This window comes from Caulobacter zeae (assembly GCF_002858925.1).
In the GTDB taxonomy this organism is placed as follows: domain Bacteria; phylum Pseudomonadota; class Alphaproteobacteria; order Caulobacterales; family Caulobacteraceae; genus Caulobacter; species Caulobacter zeae.
Window position 1 is genome coordinate 338,486 of record NZ_PJRS01000022.1, and the last position, 20,313, is coordinate 358,798.

Consider the following 20,313-nt stretch of genomic DNA (forward strand, 5'->3'; position numbering starts at 1 on the left):
GGCGCCGCCGCCCTCTAGAGCACCAGCCGCCGCACGCGGAAGGCCTCGGCCGCCGCCAGCGACACCTCCGACCCCCGCAGCCGCGCCAGCCGCTCGACATTGGCGAGGCTGGCGTGATGCGGCTCCTGGCGGATCTGCGAGCGGTAGCAGCCATAGGCCGCCAGCTTGCGCTCCAGGGTCGCGCCGATGTCGACATGGAGGTTGGGGTGGAACGGCTCGGCGCCCCAGCCCAGCTGCGGCTGGTCGTATTCCATGACCAGCGAGGCGAAAGCCTTGTCGGCCGGCAGGTGCGGGCGGCAGGCCGCGATCACGGCCCGGAACACCGCGACATGGTCCTGGTTGTAGGACGGCGCCGGCATGCAGACGATGTCGGGCCGGAAGGCCTCGAAGGCGTAGCCGGCGCGCCGCTCGATCAGGCCGACCAGCTCGGCCTGGGGCATGGCGTCCAGGCGCATGTGGACCTCGTCGGAGGTGAACAGCACCTCGTGGTCGCGGACCCCCAGCACCTCCATCGCCGCCTCGAACTCGCTGCGCCGGCGATCGCCCCCGACCACCGCCTCGTCGGCCCCGAACTGCGGCAGCGCCTCGGGGGCCGAGATCACCATGACCGCCACCTCGCAGCCGGCGTCGACGGCGCGGGCCATCAGCCCGCCGCAGCCGAAGGTCTCGTCGTCGGGATGGGGGCTGATCACCAGCAGGCGACGCCCCTTGCTCAGCAGGCTTTCGCCCAGGCCGATCGCGCCCATGTCAGGCCTCTCCCCGTTCCAGCTCGCGTCTGGGCGAGGCCTCGTCCGCGCCGGCGATCGCGTCGTCGATGATCCGGTCCAGCCCCCGCCGGGGCGACCAGCCGACCGCCTGGCCGATCCGGCCGATGTCGGGCTGGCGATGGCGGGCCTCGGCGAAGTCGTCGCCGAAGGCCTGGACGAACGGCACGTGGCGGATCGGCGAGTCCGAGCCCAGGCGCTCGCGCACCTTGCGGGCCAGGTCGAGGATCGACACGCTCTCGACCCCGCCGACATTGTAGAGCCGCCCCCAGCTCGACGGCGTGCGGGCCAGGGCGACCAGGGCGTCGACCACGTCGGCGACATGGCAGAACACCCGGGTCTGCTCGCCGTCGCCATAGACGGTGATCGGCTCGCCGCGCCGGGCCTGGGCGACGAAGCGCGGCAGCACCATGCCGAAGGCGGCCGACTGGCCCGGCCCGACGGTGTTGAACAGCCGCACCACCACGAAGGGCAGGCCCCGTTCGCGGCCCAGGGCGAAGGCCAGCTGCTCGCCCGCCGCCTTGGTCAGGGCGTAGGTCCAGCGCCCCTGTTCGGGCGGGCCGAAGCTGCCCGCGTCGTCCTCGCGGAACGGAGCCGTCGCCAGCGGGCCATAGACCTCGCTCGACGAGGCCAGCAGGACGGGAACCCCGGCGCCGGCGGCGGCCTCCAGCACCGAAAGGGTGGTGGCCTGGTTGACCAGCGCCGTCCGCAGCGGCGACTCGACCACGCGCCGCACCCCGACCACGGCCGCCAGGTGGAAGACGAAGTCGCAGCCCTCGACCAGCCGCGCGACCAGCGCCGCGTCGGCGCAGTCGCCGCGCACGAAGGTCAGCCCCTCGGGCTCGCCGAGCGTGGGGTTGGGCCAGGTTCCGGTCGACAGGTCGTCCAGCGCCACGACCTCGACGCCCTGGTCGAGCAAGGCGCGGCCCAGCCAGGCGCCGATGAAGCCGGCGCCGCCGGTGATCAGAACTTTCTTCAAGGGCGAAATCCACTCCCGAAAGGCCTTGCCCCAGCGAGACCGCGCCGCGATACAACCTTCGTGCGTAGCTATATCGATCCGCCGACCCGCGCCAGACGATCGACGCCCTTGCGGCCCCGCGCCGTGGCGGGCGCCCGATGAGCACCTGGTCCTACGACCTCATCGCCGAGGTCTACGACACCGACATGGGCTCGAACCTGGCGGTCGACGACGTCGGCTACTACGCCGACCTGTGCCGCGCGGCGCCGGGCCCGGTGCTGGAGCTGGGCTGCGGCACCGGCCGGGTCACCCTGCCCCTGCTGGCGGCCGGGATCGACGTGACCGGCGTCGATCGCTCCTGGCCGATGCTGCGGCGCCTGGCGCGGGACGCCGCCGCGCGGGGCCTGGCCGCCCGCTGCGCCTGCATGGACGCCGCCGCTCTGTCCTTCACGCGAAGCTTCCAGACCGTCATCGCGCCGTTCTCGATGGTCACCTACCTGACCGACGACGCGGCGCTGGACGCCATGCTGGCCGGGGTCCGCGCGCTGCTGCGCCCCGGCGGCCGGCTGGCGGTGGACGCCTTCACGCCGCGCGACGTCTCGGCCTTCGCCGAATTCCGCCAGGACTACGACCGCCCCCATGGCGAGGGCCGCCTGGCGCGCTTCCGCCGGATCGCGCCGCTGGACGGCGGTCGCAACCGGATCGAGCGACTCTACCGCCTCACCGCACCGGGCCAGGCGGCGCAGGAATGGACGACGATCGACGTCATTCGTCCGTATACAGATAAAGAACTGGTCGCGGCCGGCGATCGCGCGGGCTTCGCCCTGGATCGGGTCGACCACGACTATGGCCGCCGGTCCTCGGACGACCCCGACTTCGCCACCGTGGTGCTGACCTCTCGCTAAAAACGGGCCGCTAGCGGCGGACGCGCCCCGGCGCCCTCAGACCTGCACCACCCGCGCGCCTGCGCCGGCGACGCCGGCCAGGACGTTGCGGGTGTCGAACACCAGCGGCGCGGCGCGCAGGAAGGCGGCGTGGTCGACCCGGTCGTGGTCGGTGACGATCACCACCGCGTCCCAGTCCCTCGCCAGGGCCTCGTCGACCGGCGCGGCGCTCAGCAGGCGCCCTCCCGCCTCCAGTTGCGGCACGAACGGATCGCAGTAGGCCGTCTCGCATCCGGCCCCGTCCAGGATCTCGATGATCTCGACCGCGGGGCTGTGGCGGGCGTCGCCGACATTGCGCTTGTAGGCCGCGCCGACCACCAGGACCCGTCCGCGATCGCCGTCCGCGCGGGGCGGCAGGGCGGCCAGCACCTCGGCGCAGACCTCGGCCGGACGGCGCCCGACGATGTCGCGGGCCGCATCGACCAGCGGCAGGCTCAGGCCCATGCCCTCGGCGCGCCAGGTCAGGTAGACCGGGTCGATCGGAATGCAGTGGCCGCCCACCCCGGGACCGGCCGCGAAGGGCATGAAGCCGAACGGCTTGGTCGCCGCCGCCCGGGCCACAGCCCAGGGATCCAGCCCCATCCCCCGGAAGGTGGCGGCCAGTTCGTTGGCCAGGGCGATGTTGACCAGCCGGAAGACGTTCTCGCTCAGCTTGGCCGCCTCGGCCGTGGCCAGGCTTTCGACCGCCGTCGGCTCGGCGAAGGTTCGATAGAGGCCGATCGCCATCTCGCGCTCAGCGTGGCTGTCGGCGCCCACCAGGCGTCGACGCGACTGCTCGCCGCCGTCCCCGCCGGGGTTCTGGCGCTCGGGCGCATGGGCCAGGGCGAAGTCGCGCCCGGCCCGCAGGCCGCTCAGCTGCTCCAGCCTGGGTCGCACGACCTCGGCGGTCGCTCCGGGATAGACGGTCGATTCCAGCGCCACCAGGGCGCCGCGGGTCAGCGACGGACCGATCAGTTCGGCCGCCTCGATCACCGCCCCCATGTCCGGCGCGCCGGACGGCGACAGCGGGGTCGGCACGCAGATCAGGTAGACGTCGGCCGCGGGGGCGCGCCCCGCCGCCGGGGCGACGGCGAAGAACCGCGGCCACAGCGCCTCCAGCGCCGCGTCGGCGATATGCGCCAGCGGACTGCGGCGCGCGGCCAGGCTGTCCAGGACCGCGGGGCTGGAATCACAGCCGACGACGGCGAAGCCGGCCCTCGCCAGGTCCAGCGCCAGGGGCAGGCCCACATAGCCCAGCCCCAGCACGCAGACCGTCAGGTTACGCCCTTCCACGCGCGCGATGAACCGCCCCGCCTCCAGGGCCAGGCCCTCCACCGTCGCTCCGCACTCGGCCATCTGTCCCCCAACTCCTCGACTTTTCACTCAGGACGCGCTCGCGCCGGTCAGAGACCGCGGACCGGCAGCGGCAGCAGCAGCCGCACGATCAGCACCAGCCGGTTCAGCACCCGCCTGGCCACGGAAGGCGGCGGAGGGGGCGGAGGAGGCGGCGGCGGCGGGGGCGGGGGCGGAGGCGGCGGGTCGCGCAGGGCGTCGTCCTGATAGTGGCCGCGCAGCAGGTCGACGGCGTCCTGCAAATGCTTGCTTGCGGCGGTTTTGAGCGCCTCCCCCTCCAGCCGCACGGCCAGCATGATGAAGCCTTCGAGCATGGCGTGCACGTGCTTCAGCGGCGAGGTCAGGTGCCGGGCGGTGTACGACTGGGGATGGATGCGATAGCGCGCCAGCCGCTGCGGCAGGTGCAGGAACCACCCGCGCGAGCTCAGCAGGGTGACGATCAGATAGTCCTCGTTCTGCCACAGCTGCTCGCCCGAGAACGGCGCGTGCTTCAAGGTCTCCGTGCGAATCAACGCGCTGGAGGTCAGCACGGTCATCCGGGTGTAGGGATTGGCCTCGGCCATGGGGTCGTAGAACGGCGCGCTGGGCACGTGGTTGAAATAGGCCTCGGCGTTGGCGGCCAGGGCCGGCTCGCCCTCGGACACCACGGTGCAGAGCGTGTGGCAGAGCACCGCCTCGGGATGCTTGCGGAAGGCCTCGAGCTGTAGCCGCAGCTTGTCGGGCTCGAAGGCGTCGTCAGAGTCGAGCAGGGCGATGAACGGCGCGCGGGCCGAGCGTACGCCCAGCTCGATGGTGCGGCTGACGCCGCGGTTGCGGCCGCCGCCGTGGCGGACCATGCGCACTCGCGAATCCTCGCGCGCCAACCGCCGGACGATATCGGGCGAGCCGTCGGTGCAGCCGTCGTCGACCACCACGACCTCGAGGTCGCCATGGGTCTGGCCGAGCGCCGAGCGGATCGTCTCCTCGATGAAGGGCGCGGCGTTGTACATCGGGATGACGACCGCCACCCTGTCGTCGGCGGGCTGCGGGCGCGCCGCCGTCATCGCGGCGATATCGTCGGCCGCGCGAGCGCCTACCCGCTCCCAGGACAGCACGGCCAGCAGGTCCTCGCGCGCGGCGCGGGCGCGGCCTTCGCGTTCGGCCGGGGCCCGCGCGGCCAGCGCGACCAGGGCCGATGCGAAATCTCCGACCTCGGCGAAATCCAGGTTGGCGCGAACCGACGCGGGCAGGCCGCGCGCCCCGAACGGCGTCGACAGCACCGGCAGGCCGGCGGCCACGTATTCGCGGATCTTGATGTTGCTGCCCGAGCCGCTGGTCACCGGGTTGAGCGCCAGGTCGGCGTCCGCCAGCTCGGCCTGCTTCTCCTCGTCGGACAGGCGCGGTGCCAGGCGGACGTTGGGCGGCGTCGGGACGGCGGCGACCTCGGGCGCGAGGGCGACGCTGCCGGCCAGCACGAAGTCGAGCTGCGGCGCCGCGGCGGCCATGTCCAGCACCAGCAGCGCCGCCTCGACATTGGGCGGCGACCAGCTGGCCAGGAACAGGCAGCGCGGCCGCGCGCCCGGCGCCTCGGCGCGTCGGTGGCGCGACGGATCGAAGGGCCAGGCCTCGACGCCGTTCTCGGCCACGCGCAGCTTGTCGCGCGCGACGCCGTAGTGCTCGACGAAGCGCTCCAGGTCGCCTTCGCTGCAGGCCAAGACCAGATCGGCCTCGGCCAGGCAGTGGGCCTCGGTCTGCTCGATGCGGACCAGCATCCGCTCGGTCTCGGCGGTGCGCGGCAGGTGGCTGCGGCGCAGGTCGATCTCGACGTCCGGCGCCTCGTAGACCACCGGCTTGTCGCTGACCTGGCGCAGCGCGTAGATCAGGTGGGGATGGCTGGCGACCAGCACGTCGGCCTCGTCGCAGGCGGCCTTCAGCGCCTCGACATAGGCCGGCGTCAGGCGGAACAGGTGCGAGACGGCGAAGTCGCCCACCGGATTGCCGTCGGCCTTCTCGCACAGCCGCAGCTCTTCCCACAGATGGTCGTCCGAGATCGGGATCCGGCGCTCGACCACCCCCGGGGCGATCTCGGCGTCCAACGCCCCGGCGTCCTGCTTGACCAGTGCCAGGATGGTCACGGGATGACGCCTGGCGATCTCTCGATAGAGGTGGAAGTTCCGCAGCGCGGCGCCGGAAGTCGGCGGGAACGTCGCATAGGTCGTCGCGACAACAATCTTCATGAACTCAATCCCCCCCGGGATAAGCTACGTCCGTCAATTGCAAATTTAGAGGGCGCCCCGCCGACGGCAAGCCATCGCGCGGAGGTGGACGCGTAAAAAGCCGAGATCGCCAGGATTGAACCTCCTGGCGATCGGTCCTGGCGCTCGTCACTCCACCTGCGTCGCCCGCGCCGGCCTGGCCTTGTCCGGCGTCGTCCCCTCGCCCGCGAAGGGCGACAGGCGGAAGCTGACGCGGGTGGGCTCAAGCCTCGTGCGGTACTTGCCGTGCGGCTGGCCGACATGGTTCCAGGTGGTGTCGCCGCCGACGCCCCATTGGGCGGCGTCGACGATCAGGGCCCCCTCGCCGTGCGGGACGATGTCGGACGACTTCCAGGTTCCGGCCGGGCGGCGGTAGAGGTCGGTGTAGGGGAAGGCCAGGGCCTGCATCATCAGCGGCTTGTCGGCCTCGACGCGAAGGCCCGGCCCGCCCGAGCCCAGCTCCATCCAGCGCACGTCCAGCTTGTTGCCGGTGTCCTGGGGCCGCATGTAGTCGTGGTTCTGGTCGGCCAGCGCCCCGCGCCACAGGCCGATCGGGGCCGAGGTGAAGCGGTCGACATAGCTCTCGTGCGGACCGCGGCCCAGCCACTCGACGGTCTTGGGCTGGCTGGGCAGGGTGAACCACAGGCCCACCCGCACCGGCGGCGGCAGGTCGTCCTTGAGCGGAACCAGCTCGCCGCTGACCGCCACCGAGCCGTCGCCGGCCATGGCGTAGGTGGTGGTGAAGGTCGCCGCCCCCGCGCCCAGGGCGTATTCCACCACCACGCGGGCCGTGCCGTCGTCGACCTTGTGGGCCGAAAAGCCGCGCAGCTGGCGCGCGTCGGTCATCACCCGCCAGGGCTTCTGCTGGGCGACCGTGCCGTTGAGGGTGTCGTTGTCGGTCTCGGCCCGGAAGAAGTTGGGCGCCCCGCCCTTGGCCAGCACCGTCCCGTCCTTGGCGTAGGACGCAACCAGGCCCGTGGCCCGGTCGATCGTCAGCCTGGCGCCGGCGGCCTCGAGCACCACCGCGTCCTTGCCGTCGGCCAGGGCCACCGCGCCGGGACGGGCCACGGCGGCCTTGGGCGTGGCGGAAACCGAAAACTGCTCCCAACCCACCACATAGCCGGCCGGGGTCAGAGGCACGGCGCCGGCCTTGGCCTTGGCGCGCACGGTGACGAAATACTCGACGCCGGGCTTGGTCGCGATCGCCGGCAGCGGCAGGGCCACGGTCTCGACGCCCCGGGCCCTGGTCGCCAGCGCCGGCAGGGCGCCCGAGGCGATCTCGACGCCGTCGCCCTCCAGCGCCCACTCGAAGTCGAAGCCGGAGAGATCGCGGAAGTCGTGGCGGTTGGTTATCGTCACCTTGCCCGTCGCCGGGCCGAAGGCGGAAAACTGGATCGGCGAGAGCACCTTGCGCACCTCGTAGAAGTGCGGATTGGGCGTGCGGTCGGGCTGGATCATGCCGTCGCCGAACTCGATGTCGCCGCCGGGGTTCTTGCCGTACTCGCCGCCGTCGCCCCAGTAGCGCTTGCCGTCCTTCGTGTAGCGATACATCGACTGGTCGACCCAGTCCCAGATGAAGCCGCCTTGCAGCTTGTCGTAGGCGTAGATGGTGTCCCAGTAGTCCTTGAAGTTGCCGCCGCCGTTGCCCTGCATGTGGGCGTATTCGCACTGGATCATCGGCTGGGTGCGGGTGGGGTCCTTGGCCCAGTCCACCATCTTCTCGATGTCGTCGTACATCGGGGCGTAGATGTCGACATAGGCGTTGGGCTGGTGCTCCCAATCCAGCGTGCCCCAGCCCAGATAGGAGATCAGGCGCGAGGGATCGCGCTTGCGGGCGGCCGCGGCGGCCTTCTCGAAATTGGGGCCGATGCCGGCCTCGTTGCCCAGCGACCAGAAGATCACCGACGGGTGGTTCTTGTCGCGCTCGACCATGTTCAGCACCCGGTCGCGGTGGGCGGCTTCCCAGGCCGGGTCGAAGCCCAGCTGCATCTGCTCGCGCAGGGCCGGGACCTTGTTGCCGTAGTCCATGTAGGCGTGGCTCTCGATATTGGCCTCGTCCATCACATAGAGGCCGTACTCGTCGGCCAGGGCGTAGAAGCGCTCGTCGTTGGGGTAGTGCGAGGTGCGCACGGCGTTGATGTTGGCCCGCTTCATCAGCTCGATGTCGCGGCGCATGCTCTCCTCGGAGATGACGTGGAAGGTCTCCGGGTCGTGCTCGTGGCGATTGACGCCGCGGATGACGATGGGACGGCCGTTGACGCTGACCCGGCCGTTCTTGATCTCGACGGTGCGGAAGCCGATGCGCTGGGGCGTGGCCTGGACGACATTACCCTGGGCGTCCACCAGTTCGACCAGCAGGGTGTAGAGGTTGGGGGTCTCGGCGGTCCACGGCTTGACGCCCGGGACGGTCGCGTCGAGCGAAACCGTACGCGCCGCGCCGGGGGCGACCTTGGTCTCCCTGGTCAGCACCGCCTGGTCGCCGTCCAGCAGGGTCATGCGCGCGGTCAGCGACGCCTTGCGGGCGGTCAGCGACAGCTCGGTCGACAGGGTCCCGTCGCGATAGGCCTTGTCGAGGCCGGCCTTGACGAAGAGGTCGCCGGCGCGGGCCTGGGGCACGGCCTTGAGGTAGACCGAGCGCTCGATGCCCGACACGCGCCAGAAGTCCTGGTCTTCCAGGTACGAGCCGTCGGCCCAGCGGTGCACCTGGATGGCGATCAGGTTCCGGCCCGGCCTGACATGCCTGGTGACGTCGAACTCGGCCGGCAGCTTGGAGTCCTCGTAGTAGCCGACCTCCTGGCCGTTGACCCAGACGCGGTAGGCCGCCCCGGCCGCGCCGACGTGCAGGATCACGTCCTGGCCGCTCCAGCCGGCGGGAACCTCGAAGGTGCGGCGGTAGGAGCCGACCGGGTTGGTCGCGTGCGGGATCAGCGGCCGGTTGGCCGGGAACGGATAGGTGATGTTGTTGTAGCGGGCCTGGTCGTAGCCCTCCGCCTGCCACATGGCCGGCACCTTGATGTCCTTCCAGCCCGAGGCGTCGTAGTCCGACTTTTCAAAGCCCGTGGGCGTATCGTCCGACGACGGCGAGAAGTGGAAGGCCCACTGGCCGTCGAGGGTCAGGTAGCGGGCCGACCTCGTCATGTCGCCGGCCAGCGCCAGCTCGCGGCTCTCGAACGGGAAGTGGGTGGCGACCGCCGGCAGCTTGCCGCGGGCGTTGACGGCGGGGTTTTCCCAGTCGGGACGGGCGGGATCCACCTGCACCGGATCGACCTTGGGCTGGGCGCTGACCGCCCCCGCCAGCACCATGACCGACATGGCCGCGCCGGCCGCCAGGATCTTCCGCATGCACGCCTCCCAGAACGCTCGCCCGTTGGATCGGGCGAGGCCTATGTAGCATGCGGGATTCATTTGTCAGACAAAAGAGGACCAATGGCGAGCGAGCCCGAGAACACGCCTAAAAGAAGTATTTCTGAACTTGCGCCACCATAACGGTAATGCTTGCTCAAGATGCCGGACGCGAATCCGGCGACAGGGGGATTGAAGACGATCATGAGCAAGCTTCGCTGGTGGCTCTCTCCGGAAGACTTCGTTCTGAAGCTGCAACAGCTCAGATCGTCCTGGAAGCGGCGCGGCGGCGGTCGACGGACGGCGCGTCGGCATGCTCAGGAACTGGCTCGCCGACGCCTGGCCTGGTATCGCCGGGTCACGGGCGTTTACCAGCTTCCCAAGATAGCGGTCGCCGCAGGTCACGATGAGGGGTGGAGCAGTCCGCCGCCGGAAGCTCTGCGTATCGTCATTGCCCAAGGCTCGCCGACGCTCGCTGGCGACACACGATCAAGATCCGAAGCCCGCCGCCAGTTGCGGCGTGGTCTGGCGACGAGAGGCGCCGGGGTGATGGAGCTGCTCGCCAGCCGCCGCGAAGACAAACCTCGGCGGCCGACGGTCGCGATCGGCCGTCGCGACGGCCACAAGGTTGTTCGCGGCGTCTTTCTAGAGGCGCTCGGCGCGGCGGTCGTTCCCGAACTCTCGCAAGCCCAGGAAAGCGCTCTCAAAGCCAGCGGCGCTGTGATCCTGAGCAATGACCAGGTCGGCCTGGTTCACCCCACCGGCGCGGCGGCCACCGCCACGCCCCTGCCCGACGCCTGGCACCTCGACAGCATCCGTATCGAAGCCGCCCGCGCCAAGAATCTTGCAGGCCGGGGCTGCCTGATCGGGGTGTTGGACACGGGCATCGACGCCCAGCATCCGGAGTTCAGGGGCAAGTCGATCGCTTTCCGCTCGTTCAAGCCAAACGGGTCGCCCAACAAGACCGTTCGCGCCAAGGACTACGACGCTCACGGCACCCACGTCTCGGCCTTGTGCGCAGGCGAAACAGTGGGCGTGGCCCCCAAGGCCGACCTGGCGGTCGCCGCCGTTCTCACCCGCCGCGACAGCCAGGGCAGGATGTGGGGCTTCCGCGCGCAGATCCTTGCCGGCCTCAACTGGCTGGCGAGCGGCGGCGACGGGCTGCCTCGCCGCGTCGACGTTCTCAACGCCTCGCTCGGTGGCGTGCCTGACCGCGACGACTATGACCTATACAGCGATTTCCGCGTGAGAGGGCTCACGGTCGTGGCGGCCATCGGCAACAATGGCCGCCACGGTGTCGACACCCATGGCGCACCGGGCATGTACGAATGCGCGCTGGCTGTGGGCGCCGTAGACCGGACCGACATTGTCACCGACTTCAGCGCCTGGGGCGCGATCTACGGCGCCCCGCCGCCGGGTCTCAAGCCGGACCTCGTCGCCCCGGGCCACGAGGTGATCAGCGCAGTACCTGGCGCGCGTTACGCGGCCATGACCGGCACCTCCATGGCCAGCCCGCTCGTAGCGGGGACGGTGGCCTTGTTGATTGAACAGAATCCCGGCCTGCGCTCCGATCCCGACTGGTTGATCGGCCGCATCCTTTCGTTAACCCGTCCATTACCGACTCAGCCAAACATGGTTAACATCGAGCGGAGCGGCAACGGCGTGCTTGACCTCGCCACAATCTAGCTGAGCCGCCGACGCCAACGTCCACAGGAGCATGGATCATCATGCTGAGTGAACAAGCTAGACAGGTCGTCGAGAAGACCAGGACGGGACGCAAGGTCGCCCTCGTGTTTCGCGTCCAGGCCGGCGTGGACCGCGTAGCCCTCAGGAACATCAAGGACGTCGTCCAGAGAAACCGTCAGCTGGACACGATCTACGAGATCGCCAAGCAACCGGTTCTCGAGGCGGTGTCGAAGTACGAGAGCGCGGGCTTTCAGATCGTCGACCACTTGGCGGGAACGCCTCGCCTGGTGGTTTCCGCACCTGCGCAGATGTGGCGCCAGATACTGCGTGACAATGTCGGTTTTGTTACCGACCCGACGATAGAAGTGATGCCCAACGAACCCTTCAGGTCAGCGCCGCTGTAGTTCCGGCGCGGACGCGGGGGCGTCTGCGGCCGGTAGAGCTGCGATGCTCGCAGCAAGGTGACCACGACCTGGAGGGCAAGCCCCGCCCCTACCGCAGCCCCCGCAGCGCCAGCCGGGCGGCCTGCCGCAGCTCGTCCCGCCCCGCCCCGCCGCGCGCGGCGACCTTGAGGCCCGAGCGCAGGGTCAGCAGCATGCGGCCGGCGGCCTCGGCGTCGAGGCCGGCGTCAAACGCGCCCGCTGCGATCCCGTCCTGCACCCGCGCGGCGAAGGCGGCGACCACCAGGGCGGCGGCGGCGTCGTTGAGGGTGTTGACCTCGGCGTCGGTGCGGCTGAACTCGACGATCGAGCCGACGCCCAGGCAGCCGGTCTCCAGGTCGTCGGCGTCGCCCAGGCCCACGAGCAGCGCGGCCTCGATGGCCTCGCGCGGCGAGCCGCCGGCCAGCGCCTCGTTCATCAGGGCCAGCGAGCCGTCCGAGTAGCGGCGCAGGGCCTCCAGGAACAGCCGGCGCTTGTCGCCGAACGCGCCGTAGAGGCTCTGGCGGCCGATGCCCATGCCCTCGATCAGGTCGCTGGTCGAGGCGGCCTCGTAGCCGTGGCGGGCGAACACCCGGATCGCGCTGGCGATCGCCTCGTCGCGATCGAATTCGGAAGGTCTGGCCATGGTCGCATCCTAGCGATCTTGATCGATCAGTCCAGAATTATTCTTGACCGATCGATCCGGAATGAGCAGGTTATGGACCGATCAGTCCATAACGAGGTTTCCGAGATGACCGACAGCAGCTTCACCGCCCAATCCCCTGCCCTGGTGCTGGGCGGCTCGCGCGGCATGGGGGCGGCGATCGTGCGCCGCCTGGCCGCCGAGGGCCGGCCCACGGCCTTCACCTACGCCGCCTCGCCCGGCCCCGCCGCCGCCCTGGCCGCCGAGGTCGAGGCGGCCGGCGGGACAGCTCTCGCCCTCCAGGCCGACAGCGCCGACGCCGGCGCCGTGCGCGCGGCGATCGAGGCCGCCGTGACGCGGTTCGGCAAGCTGGGGGTGCTGGTGGTCAACGCCGGGGTGCTGAAGGCCGGAACCATCGACCAGTTCGCCCTGGCCGACTTCGACCACATGCTGGCGGTCAATGTGCGCGGGGTGTTCGCGGCCATCCACTACGCCGCCCCGCATCTGACCGACGGCGGCCGCGTCATCGTCATCGGCAGCAACACGGCCGGCCACATCGGCACGCCCGGCTCCAGCGTCTACGCCATGACCAAGGCCGCCGTCGCCCAGCTCGCACGCGGCGCGGCCCTCGACCTCGCGCCCCGCAAGATCACCGTCAACACCATCCAGCCCGGCCCCATCGCCACCGACATGACCGCCGACCTGATGGACTACATCACCCCCCGCCTGCCCCTGGGCCGCATCGGTGAGGCGAGCGAGGTCGCGGGCCTGGCCGCCTGGCTGGCCGGACCGGACGCGGGCTACATGACGGGCGCGGCCCTGACGCTCGACGGCGGGTGGAGCGCGTAGGGGGAGTCAATGAAAACCAACGTTGCGCGAACACCGAGCGGCGAAATGACTTGACCAGCTTAACCATTGAGTCACTCTGAAATCACGCTTGGGTTGCAGGTATGCAATCCGACGCGAGTCGCCAGGGGGGCGGCGATCTCGGAGGATCGTATGGGGGCGTTTCTCGGCAATCGAACGGTCGCGACTGTTCTGACCTGGGTCGTGCTGCTGGTGTTCAGCATCCTGGTGTTCACAGGCTGGTACTATCTGTTCGCGACCATCCTGCAGAACAGCTTGGGAGCGGCGACGATTGCGCTGCTGATCACCCTGCTGGCGGCGGTATGCGCGCGACAGGTGGGCCAGTACCGGGCCGCGGCCCACGAGCAGGGCGAGCGCCCGGCCTGGCACCACGGCTGGAAGTTCTACATCTTCCTGGCCGTGATCAGCGCCCTGGGCACGCTGAACGCCGCTTTCATCCTGTTCGAGAGCCGGGCCATCCTGCGGACGGACATCGCGCAGGTGCGCGGCAGCTACAGCGCGCTGCGAGACGCCGCGCAGCTACAGCTGACCCCGCCGGGGTACAAGGAGAAAGTCGCCCGCATCGAAGCCACGCTCGTCAACCTGCACGAGGAGATCGTCAATCCCAACGGCGGCTCCTATTGCGGCGTGGGTCCGGAGGCGCTGAAGATCATCGCCAATCTGCGGGGCGAAATCCCGGGCTATCGCGTGCTCAACGGCTCGGGCGCCATCGTGCCTTGCGACCGCGACAAGGCCGAAGCCGTCTACCAGTCCTACGCCAAGATGGCCCAGCGCATGGTCAAGGGCGACATCACGTCGATCGGCGTGGGCGGCCCCGTGCGCCTGCAGTTCCTCGACGACCTCAACGCCCGCTACGGGCAGATGGACGCCGCTCTCGCCGGGGTCGAGACCGCCGCGGCGGGCTTCGGCGGCACCGAGTCGATCGACAAGCGGCCGTTGTACCGCGCCCGCGACGACTACAACGCCGATCGTGGCACCTTCATCAGCCTGGGCGGCAAGCCGTCCGGCGAGACCCCCGCGATCGAGAGCCTACAGACCGACGAGGTCAACTCCTACGCCTCGACGCTGAACCTGTTCCGCAAGCGGCTGCTGCACGCGACCACCTGGTTCTACCTGCTGATCGCCTTCGGCCTGGACCTGGCGCTGATCGCGCTGATCACCGAGCTGAACATCCGCTACGGCCAGGCGCACCGCGCCCAAGCCACGGCCATCGAACTTCGTTTCTACACCAACCCGCGCTTCCTCTGGGCGGGCCGCCCCAGCGACCGGACCTAACGCCATGGACGACGTCTCCGAGAGCCCCTTCACCAGCGCCACGCGCCGCCGCACGAGTCCCGGCATCAGCCTGGCCGAGAACCTGGACCGCACGGAACGCCATCCGGTGCTCATCTTCGGCTCGTCGGCCGCGGGAAAGTCCTCGCTCGTGCTGTCGCTCATCCTGGGACTGCAGACCATGCGCGACATCAACGTCTCGCTGGGCGACCCCATCCTGGATCCCGCCGACCCGCGCTCCAAGGTCATGCATCAAAGGGCCAAGGACACCTACGACCGCGCGGCCTACGAACTGGCGACCGGCAAGCCCGTGGGCATCACCATCGGCGAGCCCTTCTTCATCCCGGTCGACGTCAAGCCGACCAACAGCCTGCTCGAACCTGTCAAATTCGCCTTCCTCGACGGCCGGGGTGAGGACTACCAGCCCAACGAGGACATCAACGCCGACCTCTTCCGCACCTTCAAACCCGAGATCGTCGACGTGCTGCGCAGCTTCCCGCACGGCATCACCGTCATCTATGTCGCCCCCTATTCGGTCGGCGACGGCCACGACCGCGACACGCCGAGCAGCAATTTCGGCCTGCTGGGCGTGATGCGGGGCTATGAGGAGCTGCGCGAACTGCGCCGTCATGACTCCCACCTGTTCCTGCTGACCAAGTGGGATCAGTACGCCACCCCGATGGACGCCCGCCCGCTGTTCAGCGACGCCAGCGCGAACGACGTCGACCGGGTGTTGCGCGACCGCTATCCCAACTCCTGGGGCACGTTCCAGGCCCTCCCGCTCGAGGGCGAGGCCCACGAACGGCGCGCGTTCATGCAGTATTCGTCCGGCTACTTCAAGGACGGCGAATATCGCGAGCCGCCCCATTCCTTCCACGGCACCTTCAAGCGCTATCCGCGCACGGTGATGAACTGGTTGTACGGCAACGCCACGCAGTACCGCCCGGGACGCGACAATCGCACGACCTCGCCGCGCCGCTCGCTGTTCCCCGATGTGGACGTCCCGACCGCTCCGCCGCGTAGATCACTGATCGACCTGCTCAACCACGCGCTCACGGCGCGCTGATGAAGTGGCAGGCGAACGCGTGGCTCGACGTCGTCGTCGTCGCCCAGCCGGCCGAGCAGTCCGGCATCGCGGTCAAGCTGGTCAACGCCTCGCGCGGCGGCGACGCCTCGACGGCCGAAAGGGCGATGTTCAACAGCATCGAGAACTGGTGCGTGCTGGCGCCGTGGGCGCTTCCGCAAACCGCCCAAGAAGCCGTGTTCAAGCTGTCGCGCCACGTGGTGGAGGGGCGGACCTTCACCTGGTTGGGCCTCTATCGCCTGGCCCGTTACCCCCGTGATCCGCGCACCAACAACTATGTCGGCGTGGGTGTCCTGGTCTGCACCAACACCCCGCCGCCCCGCCAGGCGGTGGACTACATCACTGACTGCTTGCGCGAGATTCTGGGCCCCAGCAACGAGATCGATCGCCCGGCCGCGGAACTGGCGGACCTTCTTCGTGCGAACCCGCCCACCTTCGGCATGGAGGGGCGTCGCGGCGGAGGGCTCAACGCCGGCGGCTGGGAGAAGCGGTACGTCGACCTGAGCGGCGTGGACGCCAATCAGCAAGTCGGCGCCCTCGTCGAGCTTCTGGAGGTGGCGCTGGCTCACCAGTCCTTCAACGAGGTTTCGGAACTCCTGGTCGGCACGACCCCGCGCCTCAACCAGTCGGTCAGCGCTTCCCAGGCCTACACCATGGCCGACGTCCGTGGGCAACCGCACCGCCAACTCGTCCGCGCTCAGGAGCCCGGCGGCCACGATGAACCCGTTCGGGTCGAGACCGCCGCTCCCAAACGCCCCGCCGGCGAGCAGGAGGCCGCGGCACGGGACCGCCGGGACATCGCCGCGCTTCAAGCCCGGGTCAGTCAGGTCGAGCAATGGATACCCCGGATCGAGAAGCGCCTGAACCAGCGAGAAGCATCGCACTCGCGGGCTCCGTCGCCAGCGCGAGAGTCCACGGCGACGCCGGAAGAGGTCAGGCAGGGCCACATCGCGGCATTGTGGATGGTCGCGATCGGGGTCGTCAGCGCTGCGATCGGCGCGCTTCTCGTCATGCTCTACGACAGCTACCAGACGCCGCCAGACGGCGGCGGCGCATCGGACCTCGGCGCCTGCATACTGGCGGACGTCAACGACCGCTCGCCCAACGGACGCGTGCAAATACAGAAGGAACTCGTCTGCCGTGAAGGCGAGGCTGAGCGGATCAAGGTGCGGATCGACGAACTCAAAGCGATCGAACCGTTCCCGACCGAGTCTCAGACAGCCGCTCCGGATTGAAAGTCACGCGAGCCTGGCCGCCGCCGCCCGAGAGCGCGCCTTCTAACCCTACCCCTCCCCCGCCGGCGGCCAGACGCTGGCCGTCACCCCGCCGCCGTCGCGGTTGGCGATCTGGAGGCGGCCGCCGAAGCGCTTGAGGAGGCGGTCGGCGGTGGGGATGCCGAGGCCGAAGCCGCCGGTGTCGCGGGCGCGGGCGGCGTCGCCGCGGAAGAAGGGCTCGTAGATGCGGGCCAGCACCTCGTCGGTCAGGCCGGGCCCCTGGTCGAGCACCTCGATGCACGGGCCTTCTGGATCGTCAGCCACGAGCCGCACCTTGGCCTTGCCGCCGAAGCGCACGGCGTTGTCGACGAGGCGGATCAGGGCCTGTTCCAGCGGGTCGCGGTGGGTGCTGACGATCAAGGATTTCGGCCCCTCGTAGCGGGCCAGCTTGGGCCAGCGGGCGATCACCGCGCGGACCAGGGCCGGCAGGTCGACCGGTTCGGCGGTGCTGGCCGCGTGCTGGGCGCGCAGCCAGGCCGACAGCGAGCGCAGCATCTCCTCCAGCTCGTCGACATTGCCGCCGACCATGGCGCGGATGTCCTCGGGCTCGACATAGTCCGAGGCCAGCTTCAGGCGGGCCAGGGGCGTGCGCAGGTCGTGGCTGAGCGCCTCCATGGCCCGGGCCTGGTCCTCGATCAGGCCGGTGATGCGCTGCTGCATGTCGTTGAAGGCGCGGCCGAGCTCGGCCAGGTCCGTGGGCCCCTCGACGACGACCGGCTGGGGCGGGCCCTCGCCCACCCGGCCGGCGGCCTCGGCCAGGCGGCGCAGCGGCTCGCCCAGCTGGCGCAGGGCGTAGGCCCCCAGCGCCACGCAGGCCAGCGAGAAGGCCAGGGTCGTGGCCACCGCACGCAGGGCGATCGGCCAGGGGCGCGGGAAGTGGCGCGAGCGGAACGACAGCCACCGGCCGTCCGAAAGGCCCATGGCGCCAACGAGATCGCGGCCGCCGTCCGACTGGTCCTCCGACCACAGCCGCAGGGGACGCTTGGCCAGGGCCGGCTCCCACTGGCGGACATAGCCGGCGATGGCGTCGGCCTCGCCGGTCTGGGCGCGGGCCTGGGACGGGGCCTGCGGCGGGGCCGAAACCACCTCGGCCTCGAGGTAGCGGGAGGTCATCACCTGGTCGAGATCGGCCTGGGCCAGGCGGCTGACGCGGTCGCCCACCACCAGCAGTTCGGCGATGCGGCGGGCGTGGTCCTCGCGCAGGGTCTGGCGGTCGATCGCCTGGTAGAAGGCGACGCTGGCCGCCAGCTGGACGAACACGATCGCCGCCACCACCAGGATGGAGCGGCCGATCAGGCCCCGGGGCCGCCGCAGAATGTCTCGCACCTTCGAAGCCATGACCAAGGCTTACACAGGCCCGCGCCCCGGGGCCACTACAGGTTGACGTTGTCCGCTCCCGGATGGTCGCGCACGATCGAAATCCCGGCCGAACATGTCTTCGCTCTCCCATTTTGAGAATATTGGCGCGACATCTACGTATTGGTACGTAGTAACCACGGGCGTTGTTTCGCCGGTTTTGTCACGACCGATTAACGCTCATCCCGGATGCTTGCCGCGAAATACCGGAGGCGGGCGTGCGTTTGATCCAGTTCGACAGTATTGAGGCCCAGCGTCGGGTCGGCGGCCAGTTGGTGATCGGCTGCGTGGCGGCCAGCGCCGCGGTGGTTCCGATCGCCTGCCTGCTGGCCGGCGCGCCGCTGCTGGTTCCCGCCGCAGGCTCGGCGGCCCTGGCGGTGCTGGTGCTGGGCGCCTACGGCCTGTGGCGCGACCGCCTGGCCCAGCAGCTGTGCACGGCCCTGGCCCTGGTCGGCCAGGTCGCGCTGTTCGTGTTGGCCTTCCGGGGACACGGCCTGCAGGACGAGGCCCGCATGGCCTTCCTGGCGGCGCTGGCCCTGCTGGTGGCCTACGGCGACTGGCGGGTGGTGGCGGCCGGGGCGGCCGCCGTCATCGGCGTCGACCTCGCAGCCGCCGGCCTCTTCCCCCACCGGCTGGCCGCCGACGAAAGCCTGCTGGCGCTGGCCCTGCGCGCAGCCATGACGCTGACCACCGCCTGGTCGCTGGTCTGGCTGACGGCGGGGGTGTCGCGCCTGTTCGTCACCGTCAGCGCCCGCACGCAGGCCTCCGAGCGCGCCGCCCGCGCCGCCGACGAGGCCAACGCCGCGGCCCTGGCCGAACGCGCCGCCGCCGACCGCGCCAACGCCGAGCGCGCCCGCCTGAAGGCGGCGATGGAGGCCGAGCAGACGCAGGTGGTCGAGCACCTGGCCAGCGCCCTGCGCCAGCTGGCCGGCGGCGACCTGACCTCGCGGCTGGAGACCCGCTTTTCAGCCCAGTACGAGCCGCTGCGCCAGGACTTCAACGACGCCGTGGCCAAGCTGCGCGCGGCCCTGGGCGAGATCAGCGGCAACGCCGCCAGCATGAGCGCCGGCGTCGCCGAGATGAGCCGCGCCTCCGACGAAATGGCCAACCGCACCGAGGACCAGGCCGCCAGCCTGGTGGAGACCTCCACGGCGCTGGGCCAGATCACCGCCACCGTCAACGAGACCGCCGACAACGCCCGCAAGGCCAACGCCGCGGCCGCCCGCGCCCGCGAGGAGGCGCAGCGCTCCGACCCCGTGGTCACCGAGGCGGTCGAGGCCATGACCCTGATCGAGACCTCGTCGGGCCAGATCGGCCAGATCATCGGGGTGATCGACGAGATCGCCTTCCAGACCAACCTTCTGGCCCTCAACGCCGGCGTCGAGGCCGCCCGGGCCGGCGACGCCGGCAAGGGCTTCGCGGTCGTCGCGCAGGAGGTGCGGGCCCTGGCCCAGCGCAGCGCCGACGCCGCCCGCGAGATCAAGGCCCTGGTGGCCGTCTCGGGCGACCAGGTGGCCGCCGGCGTCGAGCGCGTGGGCAAGACCCGCGAGGCCTTGCAGCGCATCGTCGCCCGCGTGACCGAGATCGACGTCCAGATCGACGCCATCGCCCGCTCGGCCGCCGACCAGGCCTCGAACCTGGGCGAGGTCAACACCACCATGGGCGCGATGGACCGCGTGGTGCAGCAGAACGCGGCCATGGTCCAGGAGACCACGGCGGCCGCCCACGCCCTCAACGCCGAGGCCGCCGAACTGGCCGACCGCATCGGCCTGTTCCGCACGCGCGACGCGACCGCCCCCGCCGCTCCGTCCGGCCAGTGGGCCGCCTGATGACGGCCAAGGTCGCCGAGTTCACGCCCACCGACCTGATCAAGCTGTTCGCGGCGACGTACCTGCCGCTGTGCGAGCGTCTGGAGACGGCCGGCGTGCTCGACCGCGCGGCCCTGGCCGACGCCATGGGGCTGTACGTGGCGCCGGGCGAGGAGAGCCCCAGCGCGGCCATGGTCGAGGCCTTGCAGATCGTGCTGCGGCGGCCCAGGCGGGAGCCGGGACCGCGACGCGAGCCGGCGCTGCGAGTGATCGCGGGGGGACTGGGGTAGGCCTGAGGAAACCCTCTCCCAGAGGGAGAGGGCGGGGCCC

Annotated in this window: 16 protein-coding genes; 9 read left to right on the forward strand and 7 right to left on the reverse strand. The window is 70.4% G+C overall.

Annotated elements, in window-relative coordinates; all coding sequences use genetic code 11:
• Positions 1-14: 14 nt before the first annotated feature.
• Complete coding sequence (locus SGCZBJ_RS13165; RefSeq protein ID WP_101718446.1) at positions 15-746, reverse strand: PIG-L deacetylase family protein; 732 nt, start codon at positions 744-746, stop codon at positions 15-17.
• Position 747: 1 nt separating this feature from the next.
• Entirely contained in the window at positions 748-1,743 is a 996-nt protein-coding gene (locus SGCZBJ_RS13170) for an NAD-dependent epimerase/dehydratase family protein (protein ID WP_165799318.1), read from the reverse strand.
• A gap of 137 nt (positions 1,744-1,880) precedes the next feature.
• Between SGCZBJ_RS13170 and SGCZBJ_RS25885 the strand changes: the two genes are divergently transcribed.
• Positions 1,881-2,627 carry a class I SAM-dependent methyltransferase gene (locus SGCZBJ_RS25885; RefSeq protein WP_117590380.1) on the forward strand — a complete coding sequence of 249 codons (747 nt, stop codon included), beginning with the start codon at positions 1,881-1,883 and terminating at the stop codon, positions 2,625-2,627.
• Between the two features lie 36 nt (positions 2,628-2,663).
• Here the strand turns inward: SGCZBJ_RS25885 and SGCZBJ_RS13180 are convergent, their stop codons facing one another.
• The 3 genes from SGCZBJ_RS13180 to SGCZBJ_RS13190 all read right to left on the reverse strand — a co-directional run bounded on the left by SGCZBJ_RS13180 (position 2,664) and on the right by SGCZBJ_RS13190 (position 9,574).
• Positions 2,664-4,001, reverse strand: a complete 1,338-nt coding sequence (locus SGCZBJ_RS13180) for a nucleotide sugar dehydrogenase (RefSeq protein ID WP_101718448.1) — start codon at positions 3,999-4,001, stop codon at positions 2,664-2,666.
• Between the two features lie 47 nt (positions 4,002-4,048).
• Positions 4,049-6,214: a glycosyltransferase gene (locus SGCZBJ_RS13185; protein WP_101718449.1), complete on the reverse strand. Its 2,166-nt coding sequence runs from the start codon at positions 6,212-6,214 to the stop codon at positions 4,049-4,051.
• 147 nt (positions 6,215-6,361) lie between these two features.
• On the reverse strand, positions 6,362-9,574 hold the full coding sequence (locus SGCZBJ_RS13190; protein ID WP_101718450.1) for a glycoside hydrolase family 2 TIM barrel-domain containing protein: 3,213 nt from the start codon (positions 9,572-9,574) through the stop codon (positions 6,362-6,364).
• 204 nt (positions 9,575-9,778) lie between these two features.
• Here SGCZBJ_RS13190 and SGCZBJ_RS13195 point away from each other — a divergent pair, with 204 nt between their 5' ends.
• Entirely contained in the window at positions 9,779-11,260 is a 1,482-nt protein-coding gene (locus SGCZBJ_RS13195) for a S8 family peptidase (protein WP_133149257.1), read from the forward strand.
• 41 nt (positions 11,261-11,301) lie between these two features.
• Complete coding sequence (locus tag SGCZBJ_RS13200) at positions 11,302-11,664, forward strand: hypothetical protein (protein ID WP_101718452.1); 363 nt, start codon at positions 11,302-11,304, stop codon at positions 11,662-11,664.
• An 88-nt stretch (positions 11,665-11,752) separates the two neighbouring features.
• Here SGCZBJ_RS13200 and SGCZBJ_RS13205 read toward each other — a convergent pair whose 3' ends face one another.
• The gene (locus SGCZBJ_RS13205) at positions 11,753-12,325 is read right to left on the reverse strand and encodes a TetR/AcrR family transcriptional regulator (protein ID WP_101718453.1); all 573 of its coding nucleotides are present in this window, start codon (positions 12,323-12,325) and stop codon (positions 11,753-11,755) included.
• 105 nt (positions 12,326-12,430) lie between these two features.
• Here SGCZBJ_RS13205 and SGCZBJ_RS13210 point away from each other — a divergent pair, with 105 nt between their 5' ends.
• The 4 genes from SGCZBJ_RS13210 (at position 12,431) to SGCZBJ_RS13225 (ending at position 16,780) form a co-directional block, all read left to right on the forward strand.
• Positions 12,431-13,171: an SDR family oxidoreductase gene (locus SGCZBJ_RS13210; RefSeq protein WP_205685383.1), complete on the forward strand. Its 741-nt coding sequence runs from the start codon at positions 12,431-12,433 to the stop codon at positions 13,169-13,171.
• A gap of 150 nt (positions 13,172-13,321) precedes the next feature.
• Entirely contained in the window at positions 13,322-14,464 is a 1,143-nt protein-coding gene (locus tag SGCZBJ_RS13215) for a hypothetical protein (protein WP_101718454.1), read from the forward strand.
• Positions 14,465-14,468: 4 nt separating this feature from the next.
• Positions 14,469-15,527, forward strand: a complete 1,059-nt coding sequence (locus SGCZBJ_RS13220) for a hypothetical protein (RefSeq protein WP_101718455.1) — start codon at positions 14,469-14,471, stop codon at positions 15,525-15,527.
• Complete coding sequence (locus SGCZBJ_RS13225) at positions 15,527-16,780, forward strand: hypothetical protein (RefSeq protein WP_101718456.1); 1,254 nt, start codon at positions 15,527-15,529, stop codon at positions 16,778-16,780. The genes SGCZBJ_RS13220 and SGCZBJ_RS13225 overlap by 1 nt, the downstream gene beginning before the upstream one ends.
• Positions 16,781-16,828: 48 nt before the next feature.
• Here the strand turns inward: SGCZBJ_RS13225 and SGCZBJ_RS13230 are convergent, their stop codons facing one another.
• A complete protein-coding gene (locus SGCZBJ_RS13230) occupies positions 16,829-18,157 on the reverse strand; it encodes a sensor histidine kinase (protein WP_101718457.1) in 1,329 nt (442 codons plus the stop codon).
• A gap of 242 nt (positions 18,158-18,399) precedes the next feature.
• On the opposite strand from SGCZBJ_RS13230, the gene SGCZBJ_RS13235 reads away from it, so the two are divergent.
• The gene (locus SGCZBJ_RS13235; RefSeq protein ID WP_101718458.1) at positions 18,400-20,004 is read left to right on the forward strand and encodes a methyl-accepting chemotaxis protein; all 1,605 of its coding nucleotides are present in this window, start codon (positions 18,400-18,402) and stop codon (positions 20,002-20,004) included.
• Positions 20,004-20,273: a hypothetical protein gene (locus SGCZBJ_RS25410; protein WP_133149258.1), complete on the forward strand. Its 270-nt coding sequence runs from the start codon at positions 20,004-20,006 to the stop codon at positions 20,271-20,273. Before SGCZBJ_RS13235 ends, SGCZBJ_RS25410 begins: the two co-directional genes overlap by 1 nt.
• Positions 20,274-20,313: the final 40 nt, after the last annotated feature.